Source organism: Herbidospora yilanensis (genome assembly GCF_001570565.1).
Lineage (GTDB): Bacteria > Actinomycetota > Actinomycetes > Streptosporangiales > Streptosporangiaceae > Herbidospora > Herbidospora yilanensis.
Map to the genome: position 1 here is coordinate 132,147 of NZ_BBXE01000030.1, position 26,119 is coordinate 158,265.

The 26,119-nt window shown below is 69.9% G+C and carries 19 protein-coding genes; 10 read left to right on the forward strand and 9 right to left on the reverse strand.

Going from position 1 to position 26,119, the window contains the following annotated elements:
• Positions 1 to 8: 8 nt before the first annotated feature.
• From AW273_RS24345 to AW273_RS24355, 3 genes are all read left to right on the forward strand, one after another.
• Positions 9 to 785 (forward strand): hypothetical protein, encoded by a 777-nt coding sequence (locus tag AW273_RS24345; protein WP_062352363.1) that lies wholly within the window; start codon positions 9 to 11, stop codon positions 783 to 785.
• Positions 786 to 857: 72 nt separating this feature from the next.
• On the forward strand, positions 858 to 2,057 hold the full coding sequence (locus AW273_RS24350) for an FxsB family cyclophane-forming radical SAM/SPASM peptide maturase (RefSeq protein WP_062352364.1): 1,200 nt from the start codon (positions 858 to 860) through the stop codon (positions 2,055 to 2,057).
• Entirely contained in the window at positions 2,054 to 3,295 is a 1,242-nt protein-coding gene (locus AW273_RS24355; RefSeq protein WP_062352366.1) for an HEXXH motif domain-containing protein, read from the forward strand. The genes AW273_RS24350 and AW273_RS24355 overlap by 4 nt, the downstream gene beginning before the upstream one ends.
• Here AW273_RS24355 and fxsT (AW273_RS24360) read toward each other — a convergent pair.
• Positions 3,264 to 5,804: an FxSxx-COOH system tetratricopeptide repeat protein gene (fxsT, locus tag AW273_RS24360; RefSeq protein WP_062352369.1), complete on the reverse strand. Its 2,541-nt coding sequence runs from the start codon at positions 5,802 to 5,804 to the stop codon at positions 3,264 to 3,266. The two genes, AW273_RS24355 and fxsT (AW273_RS24360), sit on opposite strands and share 32 nt — an antisense overlap.
• Before the next feature lie 194 nt (positions 5,805 to 5,998).
• Between fxsT (AW273_RS24360) and AW273_RS37425 the strand changes: the two genes are divergently transcribed.
• The 3 genes from AW273_RS37425 (at position 5,999) to AW273_RS24370 (ending at position 9,167) form a co-directional block, all read left to right on the forward strand.
• Positions 5,999 to 6,142 (forward strand): hypothetical protein, encoded by a 144-nt coding sequence (locus AW273_RS37425; protein ID WP_157556096.1) that lies wholly within the window; start codon positions 5,999 to 6,001, stop codon positions 6,140 to 6,142.
• A gap of 119 nt (positions 6,143 to 6,261) precedes the next feature.
• Entirely contained in the window at positions 6,262 to 7,140 is an 879-nt protein-coding gene (locus AW273_RS24365) for an SIR2 family NAD-dependent protein deacylase (protein WP_083950006.1), read from the forward strand.
• Positions 7,137 to 9,167: an nSTAND1 domain-containing NTPase gene (locus tag AW273_RS24370; RefSeq protein WP_062352375.1), complete on the forward strand. Its 2,031-nt coding sequence runs from the start codon at positions 7,137 to 7,139 to the stop codon at positions 9,165 to 9,167. Before AW273_RS24365 ends, AW273_RS24370 begins: the two co-directional genes overlap by 4 nt.
• Here AW273_RS24370 and AW273_RS24375 read toward each other — a convergent pair.
• On the reverse strand, positions 9,151 to 10,521 hold the full coding sequence (locus AW273_RS24375; protein WP_083950007.1) for an MFS transporter: 1,371 nt from the start codon (positions 10,519 to 10,521) through the stop codon (positions 9,151 to 9,153). The two genes, AW273_RS24370 and AW273_RS24375, sit on opposite strands and share 17 nt — an antisense overlap.
• Positions 10,522 to 10,881: 360 nt before the next feature.
• Between AW273_RS24375 and AW273_RS24380 the strand changes: the two genes are divergently transcribed.
• Positions 10,882 to 11,751 (forward strand): alpha/beta fold hydrolase, encoded by an 870-nt coding sequence (locus tag AW273_RS24380; RefSeq protein ID WP_232327571.1) that lies wholly within the window; start codon positions 10,882 to 10,884, stop codon positions 11,749 to 11,751.
• Here the strand turns inward: AW273_RS24380 and fxsT (AW273_RS24385) are convergent.
• The 6 genes from fxsT (AW273_RS24385) to AW273_RS24405 all read right to left on the reverse strand — a co-directional run bounded on the left by fxsT (AW273_RS24385) (position 11,739) and on the right by AW273_RS24405 (position 22,010).
• Positions 11,739 to 15,626 (reverse strand): FxSxx-COOH system tetratricopeptide repeat protein, encoded by a 3,888-nt coding sequence (fxsT, locus tag AW273_RS24385; protein ID WP_062352455.1) that lies wholly within the window; start codon positions 15,624 to 15,626, stop codon positions 11,739 to 11,741. The genes AW273_RS24380 and fxsT (AW273_RS24385) overlap by 13 nt on opposite strands.
• On the reverse strand, positions 15,619 to 16,830 hold the full coding sequence (locus AW273_RS24390) for a TIR-like protein FxsC (RefSeq protein ID WP_062352380.1): 1,212 nt from the start codon (positions 16,828 to 16,830) through the stop codon (positions 15,619 to 15,621). Before AW273_RS24390 ends, fxsT (AW273_RS24385) begins: the two co-directional genes overlap by 8 nt.
• A gap of 64 nt (positions 16,831 to 16,894) precedes the next feature.
• The gene (locus AW273_RS24395) at positions 16,895 to 17,695 is read right to left on the reverse strand and encodes an AAC(3) family N-acetyltransferase (protein ID WP_062352383.1); all 801 of its coding nucleotides are present in this window, start codon (positions 17,693 to 17,695) and stop codon (positions 16,895 to 16,897) included.
• Complete coding sequence (locus AW273_RS24400; RefSeq protein WP_062352386.1) at positions 17,692 to 19,983, reverse strand: FxsB family cyclophane-forming radical SAM/SPASM peptide maturase; 2,292 nt, start codon at positions 19,981 to 19,983, stop codon at positions 17,692 to 17,694. The genes AW273_RS24395 and AW273_RS24400 overlap by 4 nt, the downstream gene beginning before the upstream one ends.
• Positions 19,984 to 20,007: 24 nt before the next feature.
• Positions 20,008 to 20,172: a hypothetical protein gene (locus tag AW273_RS37430; RefSeq protein WP_157553860.1), complete on the reverse strand. Its 165-nt coding sequence runs from the start codon at positions 20,170 to 20,172 to the stop codon at positions 20,008 to 20,010.
• A 587-nt stretch (positions 20,173 to 20,759) separates the two neighbouring features.
• Positions 20,760 to 22,010, reverse strand: coding sequence for a M20/M25/M40 family metallo-hydrolase (locus AW273_RS24405; protein ID WP_062352389.1), 1,251 nt, complete (start codon positions 22,008 to 22,010; stop codon positions 20,760 to 20,762).
• 70 nt (positions 22,011 to 22,080) lie between these two features.
• Here AW273_RS24405 and AW273_RS24410 point away from each other — a divergent pair, with 70 nt between their 5' ends.
• A complete protein-coding gene (locus AW273_RS24410) occupies positions 22,081 to 22,887 on the forward strand; it encodes a hypothetical protein (protein WP_062352392.1) in 807 nt (268 codons plus the stop codon).
• A 23-nt stretch (positions 22,888 to 22,910) separates the two neighbouring features.
• Here the strand turns inward: AW273_RS24410 and AW273_RS24415 are convergent, their stop codons facing one another.
• The gene (locus AW273_RS24415; protein WP_232327568.1) at positions 22,911 to 23,981 is read right to left on the reverse strand and encodes a DUF5925 domain-containing protein; all 1,071 of its coding nucleotides are present in this window, start codon (positions 23,979 to 23,981) and stop codon (positions 22,911 to 22,913) included.
• Between the two features lie 99 nt (positions 23,982 to 24,080).
• Between AW273_RS24415 and AW273_RS24420 the strand changes: the two genes are divergently transcribed.
• Together AW273_RS24420 and mtnA are read left to right on the forward strand one after the other, a co-directional pair.
• Positions 24,081 to 25,175: an amidase family protein gene (locus tag AW273_RS24420; protein ID WP_062352398.1), complete on the forward strand. Its 1,095-nt coding sequence runs from the start codon at positions 24,081 to 24,083 to the stop codon at positions 25,173 to 25,175.
• Positions 25,172 to 26,101: an S-methyl-5-thioribose-1-phosphate isomerase gene (mtnA, locus tag AW273_RS24425; protein ID WP_062352401.1), complete on the forward strand. Its 930-nt coding sequence runs from the start codon at positions 25,172 to 25,174 to the stop codon at positions 26,099 to 26,101. The genes AW273_RS24420 and mtnA overlap by 4 nt, the downstream gene beginning before the upstream one ends.
• Positions 26,102 to 26,119 lie beyond the last annotated feature (18 nt).

Genomic DNA, 26,119 nt, shown 5'->3' on the forward strand with positions numbered 1-26,119 from the left:
GAAGGGTCGTGACGTGGTGGCGTCGCCTGGTCGGCGACCTCAAGGCCCGCAACCACCTCGACACGTATGCCCTGACGGTGGTCGTGTTCACGTTCGCCATCCTGTCGCTGGTGAGCGACGCCCTCGACGACGACCTGCGATGGGCCGTTCTGCTCTCCGGCGTCGGCCTGCTCATCTATCGCCTCACGCTCGTCGGCGCCGCGCCCGCCCCCGCCGACCTGCTGCACGACCGGACCGTCTTCGAGGAGCTCCCGCTGCCGGTGCTGCTGCGCGACGCCCGCGACGTCCGGATCTTCGCCCCCTCGGCGGTCAACCTCCTGTCACCGCAGACGTGCGAGCTGCTGCGCAAGACCGTCCTGACCCGGCGCAACGGGGCGGTCCGGGTGGTCGTGCTCGACCCCGCGGAAACCGCGGCCATCGCCATCGCCGCCCGGCAGCTCGACGACTCCCTGGAGTTCCCCATCCAGCGGCTGCCGCAGTCCCTCGCCTCGACCCTCGAACGGCTGAAACTGATCGCCGGGTGGCGGACCGAGGGGGCGTTCTCCTATCGGTTGTTTCCGTACAACCCCGGATTCTCACTGGTGCTCGTCGACCCCGACACGCCACACGGGCGGGTGATCGTCGAGTTTCACGGGTTCCATAATCCGTCGACGTCGTCGCGCATGCATCTGGAGTTGGTGGCGGGGCGTAATGAGCGCTGGTATCGGTACTGGATCCAGCAGTTCGACCGGGTGTGGGAAGAGGCGTCCGCGCCGGAAATCTTGACGCGACGGGAAAAGCCGTGAGAGACAGTAATCGCGGAGGTACGTCAGGTCGGCGCCGACAGGGCGAAGGGGACCGCGATCACATTACCTGAATTGGGACGCCCGCCATTTCCGGCATCCCTCGACGTCGAGGCCCTCCTGGCGTCGGGGTGGAAACCGCATGCCTTCCGCCAGTTCATTCTGAAGATTCACAGCCGTTGCGACCTCGCCTGCCGCCATTGCTACGTGTACGAAATGGCCGACCAGAACTGGCGCAACCAGCCCCGGCGCATGTCCGAGGCCATCGCGGGAAAAGTGGCCCTGCGCATCGGCGAACACGCGATGACCCACGGCCTCACCGAGGTCGACGTCATCCTCCACGGCGGCGAGCCGCTGCTGGCCGGCCCCGAGTTCATCGCCTACCTCGTCCGCGCCATCCGCCGGGAGATGGACACCGGCAGCGTCGTCAACGTCAGCGTCCAGACCAACGGGATGCGCCTCGACGAGGAGTTCCTGAAACTCTTCGAGCGGCTCGGCATCCGGGTCGGCATCTCCCTCGACGGCGACGCCGCCGCCCACGACCGCCACCGCCTCTTCCGCGACGGCCGGGGCAGCCACGCGCTGGTCAGCGAGGCCATCAGGCGGTTGTCCCGCAGCCGCTACCACGGCCTGTTCAGCGGCCTGCTGTGCACGATCGACGTCCGCAACGACCCGCTGAAGACCTACGAGGCGCTGCTGGCCTTCGACCCGCCGGCCGTCGACTTCCTGCTGCCGCACGGCAACTGGTCGACCCCGCCGCCGTTCCGCGACGCCGGGTCGTCGTCGACCCCCTACGCCGACTGGCTCATCCCGATCTTCGACCGCTGGTATCGCACCGCCGAAACCGAGGTCCGGCTTTTCACCGAGATTCTCCGCCTGATAACCGGACGACCGTCCCGCAGCGAATCGATCGGGCTTTCCCCGGCGCTCCTGGCAGTGGTGGAGACCGATGGTTCCATAGAACAGTCCGATATTCTGAAATCCGCATATCACGGGGCGGCGGCCACTCCGCTCCACGTGTTGCGCGACCCCTTCGACGCGGCGTTGCGACTTCCTTCACTGGTGGCCCGGCAGATCGGCGTGGAGGCGCTCTCGCCGGTGTGCCGTGAATGCGACGTCGTCAGCGCGTGCGGCGGCGGCCTCTATGCCCACCGCTACGACGAGAATTCCGGATTCCGGAATCCGAGCGTCTACTGCCCCGACCTCTACGCGCTGGTCAGCCATATTCACCGGGTTTTCGCCGAAGACGTGGCCCGGATGAGGGGAAACCGATGAGCATCCTCCCGCACCGCATCTCCGACACGGCCTTCTCGGCGCTGGCGTCGGGCGGCGGGGGAGCCGCAGCCATGGAGGAGCTGCGCTCGGCCCAGTTCAGCCGGCACCTCATGCTGCTGCGCGGCGTCGTCGAGGCGTTCCCCGAGGTGAAGGTGGCGGAAGAGGCCTTCGCCGTGCTCGCCGACCTGCAGCGCGGCGCGAGCGGCGCGGTCGAGACGGTGCTCCGCTACCCGGCGGTCGGAGCCTGGGCGGCCCAGTGCCTGCGCGGCACGGCCGACCCGGCCAGGCTCGCCGCGGTCGCGCTCGCCGCCGCCCACCTCGCCGGCCGCGAATGCCGCCTCCCGGTGAGCTCCCGGCACGGCTGGGTCACCCTGCCCTCCGTCGGCGGCTTCCCCGCCACCGGCGTGTTCGACCTGAGCGTCGGCCCCGGAGGCGTCCGGGTCGGCGGACACCCCGTCGACGGCTGGCGCCCCCTCGCCCGGATCAGCGCGGGCGCCTACACCGTCACCGTCGACGACCTCGATCCCCACCGCTGGCCCGGCGGCGGCGTCGACCTGCCCCGCCTCGACGCGCCGGAACGGGAAGTCTGGCAGTCCCGCCTCCGCGAGGCCTGGGACGTCCTGTCCGAACGCCACTGGACGGTGCGCGACGAGGTCGCCACCGCCGTCGGCGTGCTCACTCCCCTCGGCGCACCCTCCGACCGGCCGCAGAGCGAGTCGTCGCGGGAGGCGTTCGGCGCCATCGCCCTGTCGGCCCCGCCCGACGGCGTGTCACTCGCCGAGACCTTCGCCCACGAGACCCAGCACGTCAAGCTCTACGCCCTCATGGACGTCGTCCCCCTGACGCTCCCCGACACCGGCGACCTCTACTACGCGCCCTGGCGGCCCGACCCCCGCCCGGCCGGCGGCCTGCTCAACGGCACCTACGCCTACCTCGGGGTGACCGGCTTCTGGCGCCGTGAACGGGCGACCGGGCATCCCCGCGCCGAGTTCGAGTTCGCGCAGTGGCGCGCGGCCGCCTACGAGGCGACGCAGACGCTGCTGGCCGGCCGGGGGCTCACCGCCGAGGGGGTGCGGTTCACCGAAGGCATGGCCCGCACGCTCGGCGCCTGGACCGGAGAGCCGGTCGGCGCCGGGGCGCTCGACGAGGCCCGCCGCGCGCAGTCGGCGCGACGGCGGGCCTGGGAGCAGCGCAACGAGACGGCGTCTAGAGCGGCTGAGGGTCGAAGTCGGTATTGATCCGGCGGTCCTGCGCGGTGGAGACGGCGTCGGGCTGGTTGATGCCGTCGAGGTCCTGGTAGCGCCGCAGCACCTCGGCCTTCAGCGCGTCGGCCTCGGCGGCGGCGCCGGACGCGCGCAGGTCGAGCGCGAGGTTGGCGGCCGCCGACAACGTCATGAAGTGGTCGTCGCCGAAGGCGTCGCGCAGCCGTTGGTGCAGCTCCCGGCCGCCCTTGACGGCCTGCTCGATCTCGCCGAGCGCCGCGAGGTCGGACTGCATGTTGATCAGGCAGGTCAGCGGATAGTCGTGATCCCAGCCGAGCCGGACGGCCAGCGCCTCGGCCGCCTCCTGGTTGACCCTCCTGGCCTCCGCGGCGTCTCCGCGCAGGCGCAGCAGCACCGCGAGGTTGCTCCGGGTGGTGTGGGCGAAGGGGTGGTCGGCGTCGAAGACCCGGGCGTAGAGGGGGGTCATCTCCAGCGCCAGGGCGTAGGCCTTGTCGAGGTCGCCCTTCGCCCGGTGGGCGTTGGACAGGTTCACCCCGGCGGCCAGGGTGTCGGAGTGGAGGGCGCCGAGCAGGCGCCGCAGCCCGGTGTAGGTGGTGTCGGCCAGGTCGAGCGCCTCGTCGAGGTCGCCGCGGCGCCGCAACGCGATCGACAGGTCCTTGGCGGCCAGCAGGGTGCCGTGGTTGTCGAGCGACAACTGCTGACGGCCGTAGTCGAAGGCGTCCTGCCCGAGGTAGACGGCCATGTCGTAGTCGCCGCAGAGGCGCACCGCCCTCGACAGCGCGCTCCAGGTGCTCAGCACCATCGACGGCCCCACGCCGGTCCGGGCCGTGCTGAGGTCGCGCAGCAGGACCTGGAACATGTCGCGGGCGGTGGCGTAGTCGCCCGTCAGGGAGTGGTCGATCGCCAGGTTGTGGCGTACGCGGAACATGCCGGTGGTGTCGGGGGCGGTGGTGGCCTTGCGGTAGCTGCGCAGCAGTTCGCCGTCCTGCTCGCGGGCCCGCTGGAACTCCCCGGCGACACGCAGCGTGCTGCCGTAGCTGTTGGTCGCCCACAACGTCTCGGAGTGGTCGGGCCCCAGCTCCTTGCGCATCGCCTCCAGCGTGTCGTGGTCGGTCTGGTAGGCCAGCGTGTATTCGCCCATGCCGCGCAGGATGTTGCCGAGGTGCTTCCGTGCCACCAGCACGTCGGGGTGGTCGTCGCGCCCCGCGCGCTCGGTCCACTTCTGGATCAGCTCCTCGACCTGGGCGCGGGCCAGTTCGTAGTTCCCGGCGCGGTAGAGGTATCGCACGGTGTTGAGCGCGAACTCCCGGACGTTGGGCATCGCGCACTCGGCCAGGTTGGAGTAGCCGATGTGCGGCACCAGTTCCTCGAACGCCTTCCAGTTCGCGTTGTCCTCCGGGTCTTTCGGCGCGGAGTGCGCGAGCAGGAGATGCACCTCGTGCCGGATGTCGTGCTGCTGCCCCGGGTCGAGCTCCTCGCGGAGCAGGGTCTGGATCAGCCGGTGGACCTGGATCGTGCGGGTGGTCGAGTCGATCTTCGCCAGGGCGAACCGGCCGAGGCCGCTCAGCGCCTTCGTGAGCAGCAGCGGGTCGTCGAGGATCGGGGCGATGCGCGGGGTCTCGGCCTCGGTGCCGCGGCGGAAGACGTCGCGCGGGATCGGTTCGGGGCCGAAGAACGCGCAACAGCGCAGGATGTCGATCGCCTGGGGCAACCGGGTGCGGAGCTGGTGCACCGACAACTGCCAGGCCGCCGCCATCGACTGCGGGTAGTCGTCGGACTTGCCCATGCCCATCAGCCCGGTGGTCTGCGACTCGAGCAGGGTGATGTACTCGTCGATGTCCATCGCGGTCTCGTACATCAGGGCGCCCGCCTGCTCCAGCGCGATCGGCAGGTCGCCGAGCTTCTCGGCCAGGAGGTCGAGCTTCTCGTCGGGCATCTCCCGGCGGATGCGGTTGGCCAGGAAGGTCTTGCTCTCCGCACGGTCGAACACGTCGACGCGCAGGCTCTGCACCCTGCTGCCCCACTGCGGGTTGCGCGAGGTGATGAGGGCGTGCCCCGGGCCGCCGGGGATGTAGTCGCTCAGCGAGGCCGGGTCGACGGCGTTGTCGAAGATGAGCAGCCACTTGCGGTAGGGCTCACCCCGCTCCAGCGCGCGTTTCACCGTGCGGGCCGTCTCTTCGATGCCCAGGCCGGCACTGGGCGGCAGGCCGAGGTGGGAGGCCAGCGCGGCGAGCGAGGCCGGCACGAGTTCGCGTTTCTCGGAGGGAATCCAGTAGACGACGTCGTAATGCCGCCGATAACGCCAGGCGTATTCGATCGCGAGCTGGGTCTTCCCGACACCGCCCTGCCCCTGCAGGGCGTTCGCCTTCGGTTCGAGCACCACCGAACTCACCTGGGTGATGTTGTCGCGGAGGGCGAGCAGGAGATCTTCACGTCCGGTGAAGTGGGGGTTCTTCGGCGGAACCCGCTCCCAGACCAGTGGGACCCGATCGGACGTCGAGTGCGCTGCATGGGAAGACTCCACGGGAAACCTCCGCCACTGTCCCACCACGGGAACCTTGGATTATGCCGCAATACTAAAGCTTGATTCACCGCCCCGGTCATCACAGAATCGTAAGGAAGCATGGTGACGTTGCGGGGAGACCTCCTGGGGAGGAGCCGGTCCTGATACCGGAAAAAGGACGCCCGTAACCCGCCCTCAGGGTGCGAGGAGAGCACATGCAGGAAAATCAGAACGGTGGGATCCCCAATTACGGGTCGTTGTCGCTCGGGGATCTCATGGCGATGAGCGTGCAGCGTCCGGCTCTGGACTGGGTGCTCGCCGAGGGCGAGCCCGTCGCGAGGTTCCAGAGCAGCTATTAACGGACGCCGCCCGCGGCCGTGCGGGTGCGACGGACCGGCCCACAAGCGATCAGAACCGATATATCGTGCCGGAGAGTGGCCGTGGGCCGGTTCGACCGCGAGGTGTTTCTTTGCACGAGATGGACGAGCGTGACTGGGAACGTTTGATCTTCCAGTTGACCAAAGGCGCCTGTACGCCGTTTCTGGGGGCCGGAGCCTGCGCCGGAGTGCTCCCATCGGGCTCCGAACTCAGTGGGACCCTGGCCGACCAGTGGGAATATCCCTATTCCGACAGGGGAAATCTGACCCGGGTCGCCCAATACGGCACGGTGAAGTTCGGTGAGGCAGTGTACGTCAAGGAGAAGATCTGCCAGGTGCTGTCGACCGGCGCCATCCCCGATTTCGGCGACCCGGCCGAACCCCACGCCATGCTCGCGCGTTTTCCGTTGCCGGTCTATCTGACCACCAATTACGACGACTTCATCGTCAGGTCGTTACGCGCCGTCGGCAAGGATCCCAACGTGATGCTCTGCCCGTGGAATCCGGGCATCACCTTCGACGAGGAAATGTTCCGGCGCAGGATCGGCTGGAATCCCCGGCCCGACGCGCCGCTCGTCTATCACCTGCACGGCCGCCTGGGAATGCCCGAGTCGATCGTGGTGACCGAAGACGACTATCTCGAATTCCTCACCAATCTGGCCTTTGATCGGGCGTCGGATGAACCTACCATGCTCCCACCGGTGATTCTCGGCGCCCTCACCACCCGGTCGCTGTTGTTCATCGGCTACAGCCTGCAAGACTGGACCTTCCGGCTGCTGTTCAACAGCCTCAACCGCGCGGTGCCGGGAATCAACCGCCGCCGGCATCTGAGCGTTCAGTTGTCACCGGAAGGCGACGACGCCGCGGTGAAAGTGTTGCAACGGCAGATGGAGCAGCACTATGGGGAGTGGAAGGTCTCGATTTTCTGGGGGACGGCCGAAGAGTTCAGCAAGCAACTTCTAGGGCGGATGACGACGTGAATTGGGGCAGTGGAGGTCCGGCGGCACACCAGCCCTACGTCGGCCTGCGGGCGTTCCGCGCCGACGACGCCTACCGGTTCTTCGGCCGGGAGCGGGCGGCTCACGACCTGGCCGCCCACTGGCAGGCCAACCGTCTCACCATCCTCCACGGCCCCTCCGGCTCCGGTAAGACCTCGCTGCTCCAGGCCGGCGTGCTGCCGCTGCTCGATCCCGAGACCACCGACACCCTGCCGGTCGGCCGCGTGTCCTACGGCTCGGCGTTCCCGGTCGTCGACGGCGCGACCTACCCGACCGCGGCCCTGCCCCCGCAGCACAACCCCCACGTCTTCGCGCTCCTGTCGGCGTGGGCGCCCCGGGAGTCCCCGGCCCGGCTCGCCGGCCTGACGCTGGAGAGTTACCTGCGCAGCCGTCCCGCCCGGCAGGACCCGTACGGCGATCCGATGCTGGTGCTGCTGGCGATCGACCAGGCCGAGGAGCTCTTCGACGACTTCGCCCAGCGCCACGTCTACCGGGAGTGGTTCCTCGACCAGCTCAAACGGGCTCTCGACGCCGACAAGAACCTCCGGCTGCTCATGTGCGTCCGCGACGACCACCTCGCCTCGATCATGCCGTACGGCCGCAAGCTGGTCGCCAACGACCATCGCCGGGTCCGGCTCGACGCCCTCGAACCCGACGAGGCGCGCGAGGCCGTCACCGGGCCGGTCCGCGGCACCGGCCGCATCTACGACCGGCCCGCGGTCGACCGGCTGCTCCGCGACCTGACCGCCGACTCGCCCCCGGGTGACCCCAGAGCCGAGCCGGTGCGGCTCCAGGCCGCCTGCTCGATGTTGTGGCGCTCGCTGCCGCCCGGCGTGCGCACCATCACCGAGGCCCACGTCGGCGACGTCGCGGCCACCGACAAGCAGGTCACCACCTACTGCGAGCTCATGGTCCGGGAGGTCGCCGCCGCCCACCTCGACGGCGACACCGGGCGGCTGCTGTCGTGGCTGGCCCGCACGTTCGTCACCCAGCTGGTCACCCGGCGCAGGGTCCGGGTCAGGGAGAACGTCACCGCGGGCATGGACAACACGGTCATCCAGGCGCTCGCCCGGCGCGACATCCTGCTGCGCGACGCCGAATGGTGCGAGTTGTCGCACGACCGGCTCATCCAGCCCATCCTCCAGGCGGCCGGGCCGGTCGACCTGTCCGCATCGGGCACCGACCCCGGCGACCTGCTGGGCTCGGCCGAGCTCGCGCTCCGCGACCGCGACCTCGAACAGGCCAAGGCGCAGGCGCGGGCCGCGCTCGACCGGGTCAGGGGCGACCGGCGGCTGGAGGCGGAGATCCACACCTTCCTCGGCAACATCGCCCATCAGGAGCAGGAGTACGCCGCCTCCATCGACCACTACCTCAGGGCGGCGGAGTTGTTCGAGTCGATCAGCGCCTTCGACGCGGTGGGCCGCCTGCTGGTCGGCATGGGCTGGCTGCGGCTCGCGCAGGGGCGCCCCGACCTCGCCGTCGAGGAGCTCAACATCGCGCAGGGCCGATATCGCCACGACCTGAGCATCAAGACCGCCTTCGCCTGGGCCCTGTGGCACGACGGCGCCCCCGCGCTCGCCCGCGACACGGTCACCGGCGTGCTGGAGCAGGACGGCGACGCGCTCGACGCGCTCCAGGCCCGCGGCGAGATCCTGGCGAGCATGGGGCGGTCCGAGGCCGCGCTCGCCGACCTCGAACGGGCCAGCCCTCTGCAGTGGCCGTCCACCAAGGCCGCCCACGCGCTGGCGTCGGCCAGGCTGGCCGACGCGCAGGAGTCCGCGCCGGCGATCAAGAAGGAGATCCGCGAGGCGCTCGACGACGCTCCCGACAGCGGCCCGGTGTGGCTCTACTCGGCGTGGATCAACCTGGCGCAGGCCGAGCGCGACCCGGCTGACGAGACGGCCAGGGACACGGCGCGGGAACACGCCAGGCGGGCGCTCAAGGCCCGCTCGCCGAGCCTGCCCCGGCACCTGAAGAACGAGGCGAGAGCCCTCAGCGGGGAGAGCTGAGCACTTCGGGCACGCCGCGCCACCGCGGCATCACGGCGGACGCGCCGATCGCCATGACGAGGGTGAATGCGAGGATGAAGCCGGTCGCGTTGTGCCCCGACCCGATCATGGCCAGCCAGCCGCCCAGCGGCGCCGCCAGGCAGACCGCCGCGTGCGAGGCCAGCCGGTGCACGCTCACCACCCGCGCGAGTTTGGCGCGGTCGACGTTGCGCAGCTCGTAGGTCCGGATCGACACGTTCATCAGCGAGCCGGCGCAGCCCGTCACCAGGGTGGCGAGCCCGTAGTACATCGGCTCGGTGAGAGTGGTGATGCCCAGGGCGAACACCCAGATCCACATCTGGGCGAGCAGCGCGCCGGTGCTTGGTCTCGTGTATTTCTGCACGACCTTCAACCGGGCCAGATTCGAGCCGACGGCCCCCCCGATTCCGCCTCCCGCCAGGACGATTCCCACCAGCCACGGCGGCACGTCGGCCGATCCGGCGAGGAAAATGACGATGACGGTGTTGATGGCCAAATTCGTGGTCGTCGTGGCGAAGACCGCGTTCCGCATGAATTGGTGGCGGTTCAGCTCCGTCACGCCGGTGCGCGTCTCCGCGAGGAGCCGGCGGGCGCTCCATCGGACGTCTTCTCGCTGTCGATGGCGGGCGGAGTCGGCCCGGCGGCGGCGTTTCCTGAAGTCGGCGATGGCCGACAGGAACAGCCCCGAACAGACGAACAACACGGCGTTCGCGAAGAGCGCCACCGGCGCGCCCAATTGGAAGAGCAGGCCGCCCAGAGGCCGTCCCGTCAGCACCGCGAAATGCACGCCCGTCTCGCTCGCGGCCACTCTTTTGGTCATGTTCTCGTCGGGGATCAATTTCGAAAGGAGCGCCGTGTCCGCGAGAGAATAGACGACTCCGAGTGCTCCTTCGAGAAATGCGACCAGAACGAGGTGATATATGGCGACCGTGTGCACACAGGCGAGGAGGAGGACGGAGAAGACCGCGATTCCGCGCATGAATTCGGTGAAGAGCATGATCGAACGAGGGTTCAGCCGATCGGCCAGCACCCCGGCGGGCATGTAGAACAGCAGGCCGGGCACGGTCAGCGCGAAGGTCACCAGGCCGACCTGGATGGGTGACGCGCCCTCGGCCACGGCGAGCAACGGATAGATTATGCCCAGTGTCCGTGACCCGATCGACGAGGTCGCGATGCTCGCGACGGCCCGCCGGAAATTCGACCGCTGACGGCGCAGCCGGATGGTGTGTTTTCGCAGTTTGGCCCGCTGCCTTTTGGTGATCGGCGGGCCGGACGCGGGAGAGTTCAAAAAACTCTCCTTTGCAGCCGTACGGACAATGGGCAGCCGGAAACACACCTATTGCCTCGTGGGCTGGTGCCGATACGGGGTCAGGCCATGCCGAAGCAGGCCGGGAAACACCCGAGGTTTCGAAGCATACTGGTGATTCGATGTTCTGGTCGTCTTTTGACGAATCACGGGGTGGCGTCGGGGCGTGTGCATGCGGGCGGTCAAGGCCAACCTGCTAGTAAAGCGCTGATTGGCCCAGATGTCTGCTTATTTGATTTCGATTCGGCAAAGATGTGCGTCCGGGGAGCGGTCATGCGGTGCGGGAGGACTGGTCACTCTTCCCTTCTTGGAACATTTGCGATGAGGAAGTACAAAGTACGGTAAGCGGGGGATTCGACGACGGCCGAAGGCGGGGGAGGAACCTTGACCGTGAAGGTGGAGACGCCGGACGGCCGGAGGCTCGCAGTCGAGGAGAAGGGGGCGGCCGGTGGCCGGCCGGTCTTCCTCCTCCACGGCACCCCGGGCAGCCGGGTCGGCCCCGCGCCCCGGCCGTCGGTGCTCTACCGCCTCGGCATCCGGCTCATCACCTTCGACCGGCCCGGCTACGGCGAGTCCGACCGGCATCCCGGCCGGACCATCGCCAGCGGCGCCGCCGACGTCGCGGCCATCGCCGACCGGCTGGGCCTGGAGCGGTTCGCCGTCGTGGGGCGGTCGGGCGGCGCCCCCCACGCCCTGGCGTGCGCCGCGCTCCTGCCGGGCCGGGTCGTGCGGGCGGCGGCGCTGGTCGGCCTGGCGCCCAAGGGAGCCGACGGGCTCGACTGGTTCGACGGCATGACGGCCTCCAACGTGCGCGAGTTCACGGTCGCGGGGGTCGGCCTCCCGGCGGTGGCGGCCAGCCTCGGGGCGGCCGCCGCGCAGATCCGGGCCGACCCCGCCGGCAAGATCTCCGGGCTCGCGCTGGAGGCGCCCGAGTCCGACCGGCGCACCGTCGCCGACATCGGCATCCGCCGCATGCTGCTGCGCAACTTCGCCGAGGGCCTGCGCGACTCCAGTGACGGCTGGGTCGACGACGTGCTCGCCTTCTGCTCCGACTGGACCTTCGACCCGGCCGCGATCCGGGTGCCGACGTTGTTGTGGCACGGCGAGAACGACGTGTTCTCCCCGGTCAGCCACGCCCGGTGGCTCGGCCGGCGCATCCCCGGGGCGATGTTGCGCATCGGGCGGGGCGTCGCCCACTTCGGCGCCCTCGACGTCCTGCCCGACGTGCTCGTGTGGCTCACGCAGGATCAGGTCGGCTGAGGCTCCAGGTCCCGGTTGATGCGGCGCCAGCTCTTCAGCGACGCGATCAGCGGATGGGTGTCGCCCAGCCGGTCGGCCATGGCGTCGAGGGTCTCGGCCTGGAGTTCGCCCGCCTGAGCCGTGCGGCCCGATTCGAGCAGGGTGATCGCCAGGTTGGCCTGGCAGACGATGGTGTCGGGGTGGCGTCCGCCGAGCGTCTTGACGAGGCCGTCGCGGGACTCGCGGAACAGCGCCTCGGCCCGCGGGTGGTCGCCCAGGTCCGACAGCGCGTTGCCGAGATTGATCATGCAGGTGAGGGTGAACGGGTGGGCCGCGCCGAGATGGTCGCGGAAGGCGTCGAGGGTCTCGTCGCCCAGCGCGATCGCCTCTTCGGCGCGGCCGAGCGCGCGCAGGTAGATGGCCACGTTGTTGGCGGCGACCCGGGCATAGGGGTGGCCGGGCCAGAACAGCTCCACGTACTTCTCGCGCGTCGACTCCGCCAGTTCGTAGGCGCCCTGCTTGTCTTCGAGGGCCGACCGGCAGGAGGCGAGCTCCAGGAGCGCGGCGGGGGTCTCCGGGTGGGAGGGGTAACGCTGGAGGAACATGTCGGCGACCCGTTTGGCGATGACGAACGCCTCTTCGTGGCGGCCCGCCTTGCGGAGGGACACCGACAGGCTCTTCTCCGCCCGGAGCGGTTCGATGTGGTCGTCGTCGACGGCCTCCCGGTACTTGCCGATCGTCGTGGCCAGCCACTCCGCCGACTCCCGGTAGTAGCCCGCCTCCCTCAGGTCGCGGCCGAGGTTCTGGGCACTGCTCAGCGTGTCGGGGTGGAGGGGGCCGAAGACCTGGTTCATCCGGTCGTAGGTGTCCTGGTCGAGGTCGCGGGCGCTGAAGCAGTCGCCGACCAGCCGATAGGAGACCGCGAGGTTGTTGGCGGCGTTGAGCGTCTTGTCGTAGTCCTCGCCGTAGAGGTCTCTCCAGAGCTCGTAGGTCTCGCGGGCCAGCGCCAGGGCCTTCTCGAACTCGCCGTTGGCGCGCAGGTCGGCGCCCAGGGTGCCGCGGGTGAGCAGGGTGTGGGGGTGGTCCTCGCCCAGCAGGGCCCGCTGCTGCCGCAGCGTCCACTCGTTGAGCCGCAGCGAGGTCTGCGTCTTGCCGAGCCAGCGGTGCGCGTTGCTGATGTTGTGCAGCAGCAGCAGCCGCTGCCGTTCCACCTGGCCGAACTTGGTCTCCCAGAAGTCGGCCAGCCGCTGGCCCAGGTCGAGGGCGTTGACGTATTCGCCGCGCCGGTTGTAGTAGCGCACGCGGTCGGTGAGCAGTTTGCGGGTGTCCTCCTCCATGCAGTTCTCCGCCTCGGAGGGCAGCAGGTGGGGCCAGATGATGTCGTACCGGGGCCAGTTCGACGGGTCGTCGACCTCGCCCTTCCTGGGGCGCGCCCCGACCAGGATGTCGTGCACCTCGTGCGAGGTGGACTCGGCCTCCTCGGTGGTCATCTGGTTGCGGATGACGGTCTGCACCAGCCGGTGCAACTGGATCGTGTTGGTGGCCGGGTCGACCTTCGCGAGGGCGAAGCGGGTCACCTCGCGGATCAGCCGGGCGATCATGACCTTCTCGCCGCGGAGGTTGGGGTCGTACTTGAGCAGCGAGCGCATCATCTCGTCGCTGTAGATGAGCTCCTGGGAGATCGGCTCGGGCGCGAAGAAGGCGCACAGTTGCAGCAGCCGGACCGCCGCAGGCGAGCGTTCCTTCAACTGCGCCAGCGAGATGTTCCAGGTCTGCGCCACCGGCAGCGGGTAGCCGCGGGGCGGTTCGGTCAGCAGGAGCTCGGCGCTCTGCTTGAGCTGGGCCAGGTAGTCGGCGGCCGGGATGGCGGTCTCCGCGAGCCAGGCGGCGGCCTGCTCGATCGCCAGCGGCAGATGGCCGAGCTCCTCGGCGACGGCGAGCGCGCCGTCGCGTTCGAGCGACGGGACCCTGCGCCTGAAGTGCTCCAGGCTCTCGTCCTCGCTGAAGACGTCCACCTCCAGCGGGGCCGCGACGTCGGCCCAGGAGCGGTTCCTGGAGGTCACCAGGATGTGGCCGGCGCCTCCGGGCAGGTACTTCTGGACCTGCTCGGGGTCGCGGGCGTTGTCGAAGATCAGCAGCCAGCGCATCTGCCCGATCCGGAGCGCCTCCCTGGCCGCCTCGGCGCCGGCCACGACGCTGTCGCCGTACCGGATGTTGAGCTTGGTGGCCAGCTCGGCGAGGGCGGTGTTGATCAGGTCGGGCTGTTCGGCGGAGATCCACCAGACCAGGTCGTAGTCGGCCCGGAAGCGGTGGGCGTACTCCAGGGCGACCTGGGTCTTGCCCACGCCGCCCAGGCCGTGCAGCGCGATGGTCTGCTCCGGCTGGGCGATGGTGCGGTTGACGCCCATGAGCTGGTCGCGAAGGGTCTCCATCGCGGTGCTGCGGCCGGTGAAGGTGTTGTTCCGGGGGCCGACGTTCCAGATCGGCGGCACCGAGCCGGGGAAGCGCGAGCCGAGCTGCAGGTCGGCGGGGTAGCCGCGGGGGTCGCGCCCGATGGCGTGCAAAAGGGCCTCGGTCGCCTGCTCGGCCGTCAGCCGGAGCAGGTCGACGGGCGGCTGGTCGGCGAACGGCGCGGTCAGCCGCACGTCGGCCACCCGCAGCGCGATCAGCGACCGGGGGTTCAGCAGGTCGGACGTCTGCCGCAGGCCGTCGAGCTCCGTGACCACCCGCATGTACGCCGGTGACACGACCGCCATGACCTGCATGTGCGGGTCGAAGGCCGGTTCGTTCCCGCCGGGCGAGAGCGCCTTCGGCACGACCCGGGCGCCCGCGCGTTCCAGCACCGACCTGATCCAGTCGGTCCACATCCGGTCTTCCGGCACGTAGCTGAGCAGGACGTCGGCCTGGTCGGCCACGCGACGGCGGGTGAAGGCGTCGAGCCAGCGGGTGCGGAGCGCGCCGTCCATCGGAGGCAGCGCGGTCACCTCGCCGTCGGTGATCGCCCCGGTCAGCCGTTCATACGCGGCCAGCAGCGAGTTCGGCGACCCGGAGCCGTCGCCGAAGGTGGCGAGCGTCTCCTCGAAGGCGTAGAAGCGCTTGTACGGGATCTCAACGGCGCCCCAATAGCGGTTGCGCTCGTCGGCGGTCATGCCCGAGGGCAGGTTGTCGAACCGGCTGCGGGCGAGCTGGCGTCCGGCGTCGAGCTTCTCCTTCTCCCCGTCGTCGATGCGCATCGGCACCGGCAGGATGCGGATGGGTTTGGTGCGGATGCGTTCCTCGATGTACCGGGCCACCTTGGCGGCCCCCTCGATGCTCTGGTCGGCCATCGTGAAGCAGTCGACCAGCATGTCGGGCAGGTGCAGCGTGCAGATGTCGGCGATGTCGCTGCGGCCGGTCCGGCTGTCGATCAGCGTGAAGTCGTAGTTGGCCTTCATGTCGGCGCGCATCGCGTCGAAGAACAACCCGCCGCCGAGCCGGTCGTACAGGTTGTCCCAGTCGAAGGTGGACACCAGCGACGAGTAGTCGCGGTTCTGCTGCCCGGCCGAGACGAAGTCGAGGGTGCCCTCGCCGGGGAACTCCCATTCGAGCGACACGGCGTGCGGCATCACCTTCGCGTAGTCGAGGTGCCAGTCGGTGGCCCGCTGCTGCGGCCGGATGGCGGCCCAGACGTACTCGTTGATGATGTCGATCACCCCGGGGGTCGAGGCGATCACCTCGTCCTCGAGGAAGGGGTGGAAGAACTTGTGCAGGCCGGGCGACTCCAGGTCCCAGTCGACGACGAGGACGCGCTTGCCGTTCGCGGCCAGCACCCAGGCCGTGTTGGCCAGCGCCATCGTGCGTCCCGTCCCGCCCTTGTACGAGTAGAACGTGATGATCCGGCCTTCGCCGTCATCCATCGGGTCCTCCGCGTCCATCGGTCTTGCTGCCCTTCGGGGGGTACGGCGTGGCCTTGCGCAGGAACTGGTTGCCCGCCCGGTTCAGCGCGTCGGGGAAGGCCCGCCGGAATTGGGAGTAGTGGTCGATGGACTCCGTGGACAGATCGGACCATCGTTTGTGCAGCGTCGCCCGCAGCGCCGACCGCAACTGGGTCTCGCGCGAAGCGGTCTCGGCGTCGTCCCGGTTCCAGGGGATGATCACGCTGACCCACGGGAGCTCCGCCTGGTCGAAGGCGGCCAGCGCGGCCAGGCAGACCGGATCTGTCACCGCCCACGGATCGATGATCATCACACCCGGCCCGGTGGGCTGTTTGCCGGCGAGCAGGTCGGGACGGAAGTCCGACAACGATCCGATCTCCGTGCGGAAACCGTTGGCGGTGGCCAGTTCGAGCGCGTAGTAGAACAGCGACCGCGGTTGCTCCTCGCTGCGGAACGGGTTCCACTCTTCCGGCAGGCGCCCGTAGAAGTAGGGGTCGCGGCTGGCGGGCAGCCGGTCGCGGTCGGGCACGACCACGGTGAGGGTCAGCGACTGGGCCGCGTCGAAGTCTTCGAACGCGCTGGTGAGCGAGGGGAAGTCGAGCGGCTCGATCGGCTCCAGCCGGGTGCTCTCGCCCACCTCGACGATGCGGTTGGCCAGCGCGTGGGTGGCCACCTGGTAGGACGGGCGGCGGACGGCCAGTTTGGTCAGGCCGTAGAAGCCCTCGTCGCGGTAGCGGGGCCCGAGTTTCTCGTGGGCGAACTGGATCGATCGGGCGACCAGGGGGAGCGCTTCGGGCTGCATCGGCGTCCACAACGCCGGGATGATCGCCTCAGGGCGGCGGCCTTCGAACCCGGGCTGGCTGTTGAGCCGCTGGACGAAGGCCGTCCACTCACGACCGCAGTTCTGGCTGACGAAGTAACGCCGGGAGTAGAGCGGGACGAAGACCCGGCAGGTGGCCAGGGCCTCGGCTAATCGCCGGTGCCACAGGTGCCCGGTGAGCAGACCGGTGTCCATGAAGCCCGCCATCGAGGGGTCGGGCAGATCGGTCATCTCCAGGACGTGGTCGCACAGGTCTTTGAAGAGCTTGGCGACCCACCGGTTCGCCTTGGGATCCTCGTTGGGGGTGTGAGCGTAGCTGAGGAAAAAATAGGGGCCGGGTGGCCGTGGAGCCGGCTGCAGTGCCATCCCCCCTCCCTCCACCTGCTCACTATAGGAATGCGCCTCCCGGGGCGAGAGGCCCTGAAGGGGCCTAATTTCCCGGCTTTCTTTCCCGCCTCATCCAGGCCACGGCGAAATCCACCGCCTGGCGGACCGGAAAGAAATGGCAGTGCGCCCCGCCGACCATCCCCCGGCGCACGTTTCCCGTCGCCGCGAAATCGGCCCCGAGCTGCGCGAAGTCGCTGTCGTCGAGGCTCACGTCGGTGAACTCCCACCATTTCCGGCCATCGCCGTCCCGCACAACGCAACGGTAGAGCCTGGTCGGAGTGCGCGGATGGAGGTAGCGATATTCGGCCAGGTGGAAAACGGTGCAACGGTCGAACCCGACGCCCATCAGCAGAACATGCCCGCCGATGTCATAAAGGCGGGCGAGTGGTGAATCCTCCCCGTGGTGGCATTCCCGGCCGTGCCCGGCGGTCAGTTTGCCGGCCAGGGGGCCGACGGCGGCGTAGGAGGTCTGCGGGTGGACGCTTCGCACCGCGCCCGGGGAGAGCCGGACCGCCTCGGCGACGGCCCCCATGGCCGTGGACGGGGTCGTGGCGGGATCGAACGGCGGCATCTCGTCGCGGAACGCCCGGACCTCCTCCTCGGACATGCCCTCGGTCGCCGCGCGGAACCAGGGCGAGGTGTCGGAGTTGGCGGTGGTGAAGACCGGCGCGACCAGGGTTCCCTCCGGGCCGAGCACGCCGGTCAGCGCCGCGACCACACTGGGGGCGCCGCCCTCGACCCAGCCGATGCTCCGCATGGAGGAGTGCACCATCAGCGTCTGGCCGGGGGCGACGCCCAGGGCGCGGAGGTCCTCGCCCAGCCCGTCGGCGGTGACGGCCGTCACGACTGCGACTGGAAGGCCTTCAGGTGGGCGGCGGAGGCGGCCCGGGCCTGTTCTTCGACCTCGTGGGGCAGTTCCTCGAGAAGCCAGGGGGCCAGGGTGTCTCGCATCCGGGCCACGAAGGTCTCGCCCAGCTCGGTGAGCGCCTCGCTGGTCGCGAGCGTCTCGATCGCCTCGGCTGTCTGCGCCCGCCACCGCGCGAACTCGTGGGCGGCCGGATCGGGGGCGACGTGCCGTCGCCGGCGCCAGAAGTCGGCCACCGCGATGTGCGCGTAGGTGCCCTGCAGCAGCCCTTCGAGCGGCCGGGGGTCGGGGCGCCAGGGCGCGTAGAAGGTCTTCTCGACGGTCTCGTCGTAGAGGTCGAACATGTCGAGGATCGCGCCCAGCTTGACGTGCTGGAACTCGTGGATCAGGAGGAGGGCGAGGGTGGCCGGGTCGGCGGGCGGCGCGGCCGCGACCGCGCCGAACGCGTGGCGGGCGGCCGAACTGACGTCACGGCCGGTGGGGTCGGGCCGCAGCGGCATCAGCGTCGTCAGCCCGGCCTGCAGCCCCGGGAGATATTCGGCGTGGTCGGAGGCGATCAGCTCCCAGGCCGCCGCGAAACCCTCCTGCCACCGGGCCAGTTCCGCATCGCTCAGCCGACCGGCCGCGGGCCACTGGTGACAGTCGCGGTAGGGGTCGGCGTCCTCGACGACGACGGAGTGGCCCGCCGCGACGAGGGTGCGGACCGGCCGCCATCGGCCGCTTCCGCCGATGGCCCTGACGCGGCCTTCGTCGACCTCGATCCAGACGTCGTCGCCCTCGACGTCGACGAGGGTGCCGACCGTCGGCAGGTGCACCGCACCCGCCCTCACGTCGGCGCGGATCTTCAGATGGGTGCCCGCCCGGGCCGCGACGGCCGCGGTGATGTTGCGCAGATGCCCGGCGGACGCCCTGCCCCGCAGGAAGCCGACCGCCCACACGCGGACGTAGGGGTGGGCGATGACGCCGTTCACCACGCCGCGGAAGGCCTCGTCGAGGTCGACCAGGGTCTCGGCCGCGCCGGGTTCGGCGGCGCCCATCCGCTCGTCTGTGAGCAACGCCCGGCGGATGCTGATCTGCGATCCGATGAGCGCCCGGATCTCCGCCTCGCCGCCGTAACCGGCGGCGAGCGTCTCGATGGTCTGGGGGGAGACCTGGTGGGCTTGCATCGGAGTCGCCTCACGGACGTGGCTGATCAGTTTGAAGAGGTCTGCGCAGTAGACGCTGGGGTTGTCGAAGGAGTCGTCACGGAAGCGGTGGGGATAGAGGCCGCCCCCGCAACTGGACACCACCGGACACGCCCGGCACGTCGCCGAGAGCCCCTCGATCCCCTTCTGCCGGGCGGTGATGCCCGGGTGGGCCGCCACCTCGTCGAGGCCGGCGCGGAAGACGTCGAGCCCGGTGGCCGGGGCGCCGTCGAAGGCCACCTTCAAGGAGTCGACCTGCTCGTAGGAGCCGTCGGTGTCGATGACCACCAGACTGCTGGGCTCCACCCCGATGGCCTCGCTGAGGCTGGACTGCCCGTAGGTCGTGCGGATGATCGAGTCGAACAGCCGGATCCGCACCGGGCGCGCGTCCTTCTCCCAGCGGTCGTAGATCGCGCCCAGCCAGTCGGCGTAGTCGGTCTCCGACCGGCGTGGCGGGGGCTCGTGCCACGTGGCGTGGGGGAGCAGGAAATCGATCTTCGGGGGTTCGAGGCGGAGCAGCGATTCGTAGACCCGGATCGGATCGTTCATGGTGTCGATCGTGCAAAGGATACCGCTGAACAAATGGGGGCGGTATCGCCGCAGCAGTTCGATGCCGGCCACGACGCGGTCGTAGCTGCTGCGCCCGTTCGCGTAGCGCCGATGGCGGTCGTTGGCCTCGCGGTCACCGTCGAGGGAGACGCCGATCTCGACGGCGTGCTTGTCGAATACGTCGAGATATCGCCTGCTCAGCAGCACGGCATTCGTGTGGACTTTCACACGGAGTTCGGCTGCCTGGCTTATGTGGAGATTCAGCGTGGTGAGGATCTCGTCGAGCCGCTCTGGACCCGCCAGAAGCGGCTCGCCGCCATGGAGAATGACCGACACCTCGCTCAGTTCGCGGCTTCTCGCGTGCTCGGCGATTCGCTCCGCGATGCGAATGACGGTTTCGGAGGGGACCACCTTGGGTTTCGCCTGCCACGACTGGTCGGCATGCTCGTACACATAACAGTGATCGCACGCGAGATCGCAGCGAGTGTGCACCTTCACCACGAATTGGCGAAGGGCGAGATGGTGCCCTTTCATTCAGCCCGTCCGGGTCGAGTCGGATCAGATGGAGGCCTGGAAGGCGGCCACGCCCACCCGGGAGGTTTCCGGCATGATCCGCCCGAGCATCGAGGCCAGTTCGCGGCCGTTGTATTTGGCCACGGACGACAGCGGCTCGTCGCAGATGTCCATGATTGCCGAAGGGATTTCGGTCCCGTAGTGGTTCATTTCAGGCCCCTAGATAGGACTGCGGTGGAGGGGGTCACCGCGTCGTTTCGATGTGCACACGTTCGGGTCAGGGCGCCACCCCTGACTGAAGTAATCCAGACATACCCTCATAAAGGTCATGTCATGGATGAAATACGGCATGCCTTTGGAGCGGGATCTATCTTGGTTCTGTATGCCCGGTTGACGGATAAGCCCACGTCAAGGCGGTGTGGGCTCAGGGTCTCCGGGCGATCGTGCTCCTCGGCCGCAATCGGCAAGGAGGCAGCACGGATTTTCTACCACACAGAGTGACCGTCGTAAGACACCTCGACTGAACCGAGACATGCGCCACTCGGATTCGGCCATGCCCGGAAGGGCGAAGCGCCGTGGCCTGGCGACTCGATCGGGCCTGTGCGGGCGGTTCCGGTCGCGGAGCGTAGGCGCCGGATCGTCGCCATCCATGGTGGCACACGGGGACAGGCGATTGCAGTCGGTTCGCGCCCGGAGAATCAATTCCGAGGGAAATATTCTCGCGGCATCGGTTTCCCCGTTGGTCTCGCGTGGCGATCGGGTGTCCGAGCTCGGTTGTACGGCCGGCCGGCGCGTGATCAATGGGCGGGCGCGAGCAGCCTGTCCAATGTCTGAACGCCGAATTCGAGCCCTTCGACCGGCACCCGCTCATCGATCCCGTGAAACAGCCCGAAGTAGTCGAGATCGGGCGGAAGCAATAGCGGGGCGAAACCGTAGCCTTTGATGCCCAGGCGGGCGAAGGATTTGGCGTCCGTGCCCCCTGTCATGACATATGGCACCGGCCGGGCGGTGGGGTCCATGGCCGTCAGGGCCGCGCCCAGTTCGTGGAACAGGCCGCTGGTCGGCGCGGACGGGGCGTCCTCGAAGTTGATGAACTCCCTGGTGATCCGCGGGCCCAGCAACCGGTCGAGAGTGTCGAGGAATTCCTCTTTGAATCCCGGCACGAATCTCCCGTCGATGCCCGCCTCGGCGGTCCCGGGAATGACATTGATCTTGTATCCGGCGTTCATCATGGTCGGGTTGGTGGAATTCCTGATCGTGCCCTTGAACAGAGCGGCGGCCTTCGGCGGCACCTCCGACAGGTTCGCGGGGTCGATCTCCATCCCGACGATCTCGGACAGTTCCGCGATCATCGCCGACACCGCCGGCGTGAGGCGGATCGGCCACTCGTGGTCGGCCACCCGCGCCAGCGCCCGTGCCAGCTCCGCCACCGGATTGTCCACCGGCGGCTTCGACCCGTGCCCCGCCACCCCCCGCGCCGTGACCTTCATCCACGCCGTCCCCCGCTCCCCGACCCCGATGGGATAGACCCGCACCCCCGACGGCATCGTCACCGAGAACCCGCCCGACTCGGAGATGGCCTCGCCGCACCCCTCGAAGAGGTCGGCGTGCCGCTCCACCACGTACCGCGACCCGAACTCGCCGGTGCCCTCCTCGTCGGCCAGGAACGCCAGGACCAGGTCCCGCCGGGGCCGGATCCCCTGCCGCACCCACGCCAGCGTCATCGCCAGCGACCCCTTCATGTCGACGGCCCCGCGCCCGTGCACGTACCCGTCGGCGATCTCCCCGCCGAACGGGTGGAAGGCCCAGTCGGCCGGGTCGGCCGGCACCACGTCGAGGTGCCCGTGGATCAGCAGGGCGTCCGGGGAGTCCCCGGGGACCCGGCAGACGACGCTGGCCCGGCGCGGCGCGCTCTCCACCACGACGGGGGAGAGCCCCACCTCGGACAGCAGCCCGGCCACGTATTCCGCGGCCTCCCGTTCTCCGGGGCCGGGGTTGGTGGTGTCGATGCGGATCAGCTCGGAACAGATCTTGGCGGCCTCACTCATGATCCAAGCCTTCCTGATTGAGCATGCCCCTACTCACGCCACCCCGCCGGAGGCGGGCCAAGCTCCGGATATGCGGAGGAATCTGCTGATCTATCAGGGGCCGGGCGCGGCCCCGGCACCGGAGGGCTGGCACGCCGCCAAGGTGTCGCACCACGACCCGAGAAGCCTCTGCCGCTGGATCGACGTCAACTGGGACGGCGGCCGCATAGCCCTGGTCGCCCACGGCGCGGCCGGGCTGGTCTTCCGGCACGCCTACCTGGTCGCCAACGGCGACGACGACTCCCGCGAACACCGCCCGTGGGCCGGGCACGTCTCCCGCATGGTCCTCCTGGCCGCCCCCAACAGGGGCGCGGGCGTCGGGCGCTTCCGCAGGGGCGGCCCCTACGTCACCGACCTGCGCATCCGCTGGGTCGACCACTTCGACCGCACCACCGACCCGGTCAAGGTCGTCCAGGTCAACGGGCCGTCGGCCAACCGCGACGACTGCGTGGACGTCGAGCAGTTCCCCAACGCCCGGCTCGTCACCACGCCCGAGGTCTTCGACAACCGGGTCATCCTCGACGCGGTCGCCGGCCGTTTCCAGCCGACCACACCCCCGTCGCGGCCGGCTCCCCGGCCGACGGAGTTCCGGCTCACCCCGTACACGAGACTGAGCACCTTCCTCGACGTGTACGCGCAGGCCTACGCCCTGCACCGCCATGCCGGGCTCACCGTCACCGCGGTCGAAGGCGGGGCCAGAACCCTGGCGAAGGCGCTGAGCCGGGTGCCCACCCTGAGGTTCGACACGGTCCGCCTGGAGCGCTCGACCCTCTCACCGGACTTTCCCTGGCAGCGGGTCGTCGAGCGGGAACAGGCGGGCCACGTCACCTGCACATAGGAAAGCCTCGTCCAGGTGGGACACTACAGATACAGCCCGGTCTCGACCGGAGTCTCCTCGGGCGCCACCCCCGCCTTGAGCGCGAACATCTCCGCCAGCGTCAACCCGCCGGGCCCGACCCCGGCCGTGTCCCCCAGCCACGCCGAAGCCTCGTCGGGCTGCATCCGCCCGACCTCGATCTGCGCCAGGCACCGCCCCGGCCGCACCACCGCGGGATGCAACCGCTGCAGATCCTCATTGGTCGTCACGGCCACCAGGACGTCCCGCCCCTGCCCCAGCAGGCCGTCGGTCAGGTTCAGGAGCCGGGATAGCCCCTGCCCGGCGGACACCTTCGCCTCCGCGCGGATGAGTTCGTCGCAGTCTTCCAGGACGAGGAGACGCCACTTCTTCTCGTCGTGGTCGGGGCAGTCGCAGCCGACCGCCACCTCCATCAGGTACCCCGGGTCGTTGAACAGCCGCTCCGGGTCGAGCACGCAGTCGACCTGGCACCACGACCGCCACTCCCGGGCGAGGGTCCGCAGCAGCGTCGTCTTCCCCGTTCCGGGCGGGCCGTGCAGGAGCAGCAGGCGGCCGGGCGCGGACCCGGCCCGCAGGGTCATCAGGGAGTCGAGCTTCCCCTGGGCCAGGCGCGGGTAGTTGCGCCGGATGTCCGCCCACGCCGACGCGCCGATCGTCTTCGTCGACCGCCTCCGGCCGTGTTCGGACTTCCAGAAGAAGCCCATCGTCACGTTGTCGTCGTCGGTCGGGCGGGGTTCGGCGGCGTCCTTGACGGCTTCGGCCACGACGGCGGCGGCCAGGTCCTCGGTCACGGCCGTCACCGCGACCATCGCGTTGCCGCCCTTGTAGCGGACGACGCGCATGGTCCAGCCCTCGCCCTCGTACAGGCGGGAGTCGGGGCCGTCGTCGGAGGTCGCGGCGCGCACCAGGACGCCGCCGGAGGCGGTCAGCGGCGCGTCCTTGCGTACCCTTTCCACGCCGGCGGTCTGCGCCCACGGCTGCGCCCCGGTCGCGAAGGGGGACAGGGCGAGGGCGTCGATGATGTCGGCGGGGCTGTCGCTGTCGTCGACCCACACCTTCATCTCGAGTGGAGTCATGGGGGCAATGATCCCGATCTGTCGGGGGAGGTGTCGACGCATTATCCGTTTACGCGTGGGACACGGGGGCGAAATCGGCCTCGCGTAGGAAGGTGAGGCATGGCGATCGATCCGTTCGTACCGTGGGGTTCCGTGACGCCTGAGGCCGAGGGGCCTCGCCTGGCCGTCAAGGATGTCGTCGACGTCGAGGGGCTGCCCACCGGGGCGGGCCATCCCGATCTGCTGAAGGAACCGGCCGAGCGTGACGCGGAGGCCGTGGCGCGGCTCCGCTCCATGAGCGTGTTCGCCGGCAAGACCCACACCGACGAGCTCGCCTGGAGCCTGGGGGGCACCAACCGGCACTACGGCGCACCCGAGAACCCGGCCGCGCCCGGTCACGTCTGCGGCGGGTCGTCGAGCGGGTCCGCCGCGGCCGTCGCCGGCGGCCGCGCCGATCTCGGGCTGGGCACCGACACGGCCGGTTCGGTCCGCGTCCCGGCCTCTTTCTGCGGTCTGTACGGCTATCGCCCCACCCATTCCCGCGCTCCCCGCGAGGGCATCGTGCCGGTGGCGCCCTCCTACGACGTGCCGGGGCTGCTGGCCCGGGAGTTGCCGCTGCTCGAATGGGCGGCCGACGCGCTCATCGATCCCGCGCCCCGGCCGCCGGCGCCGGAGCGGGTCTGGGTCCCGGCCGACCTCTGGAGCGAACTGTCCCCGCGGGTGGGAGCCGCGCTGGCGACGGGCATCCGCGACCTCGGGCTGCCCGTCGACCGCACCCCGCTCGGGCTCGACGTCACCGACGCGTTCGCGATCACCCAGGCCGCCGAGGTCTGGGCCTGCCACGGCGCGTGGGTCCGCGAGAAGCGGCCCGCCTTCGGCCCGGGGGTCGCCGCCCGCTTCGAGCGGGCCGAGCGGCTCACCGCAGAAGAGGTCAGCCTCGCCCGCAAGACCGTCGCCGAGGCGCGGCAGCGGCTGCTCGACCTGCTGGAGGGGGCCGTCATGGCGCTGCCGAGCGCGCCCGTCACGGCCCCCGCGCTCGGGCGGCCGGCCCGCACCCGGGCGGCCACGCTGCGGCTGACGTGCCTGGCGCCGATCGCCGGGGCGCCCGTCCTGGCGCTTCCGGTGACGCGGGTCGACGGGCTGCCCCTGGGGTTGTCGCTGACGGCCGCTCCCGGAGGCGACGAGAACCTGTTCGCGCTAGCGTCGGGGGCATGACGACGATTGGCTGGGACGGCGACGCGATCGTCCTCATCGACCAGACCCGGCTGCCCGGTGAGGTCGTGCACCTCCGCATCACCACGGTCGCCGGGCTCGTCGACGCGATCAAGCGGCTGTCCGTTCGGGGGGCGCCCGCCCTCGGGGTCGCCGGGGCGCTGGGGGTCGCGCTCGCCGCCCGTACGGGAGAGCCGATCGAACCCCTGGCGGCGGCCCGCCCGACCGCGGTGAACCTGGCGTGGGGGGTGCGGGAGGCCGCCCGGGCGGCCGATCCGCTGAAGCGGGCGCTGGAGATCCGCGCCGAGGACGTCGAGGCCTGCCGCGCGATGGGGGAGCGCGGCGCCGACCTGCTCGCCGGCTACGGCGCGACCCGCGTCATGACCATCTGCAACACCGGCGCGCTGGCCACCGTCGAGCGCGGCACCGCGCTCGGGGTGATCCAGACCATGCACGAACGCGGCGCGCTCGCCGAGGCCATCGCGCTGGAGACCCGGCCGCTGCTCCAGGGCGCCCGGCTCACCACCTGGGAGCTCCAGAACATGGGCGCGCCGTTCCGGCTCGTCGTCGACTCGGCCGGGCCGTTCCTGCTGGCGCGCGGCGCAGCCGACGCCGTCGTCATCGGCGCCGACCGCATCGCCGCCAACGGCGACACCGCCAACAAGATCGGCTCCTACATGCTCGCCCTCGGCGCCCACCGGGCCGGCGTGCCGTTCGTCGTGGTCGCGCCCGAGACCACCGTCGACCCGCGCACACCCGGCGGGGGCGACATCGAGATCGAAGACCGGGGGAGCGCCGAGGTCACCGCGCTGCCGGGCGTCGCCACCCTCAATCCCGCCTTCGACGTGACCCCCGCGGACCTCATCACCGCCATCGTCACGGAGCGCAGAGTGGTCCGCCCATCGCGGGGCGAAACACTCGTTCCGTGATCAAGAAACCCTCGCACG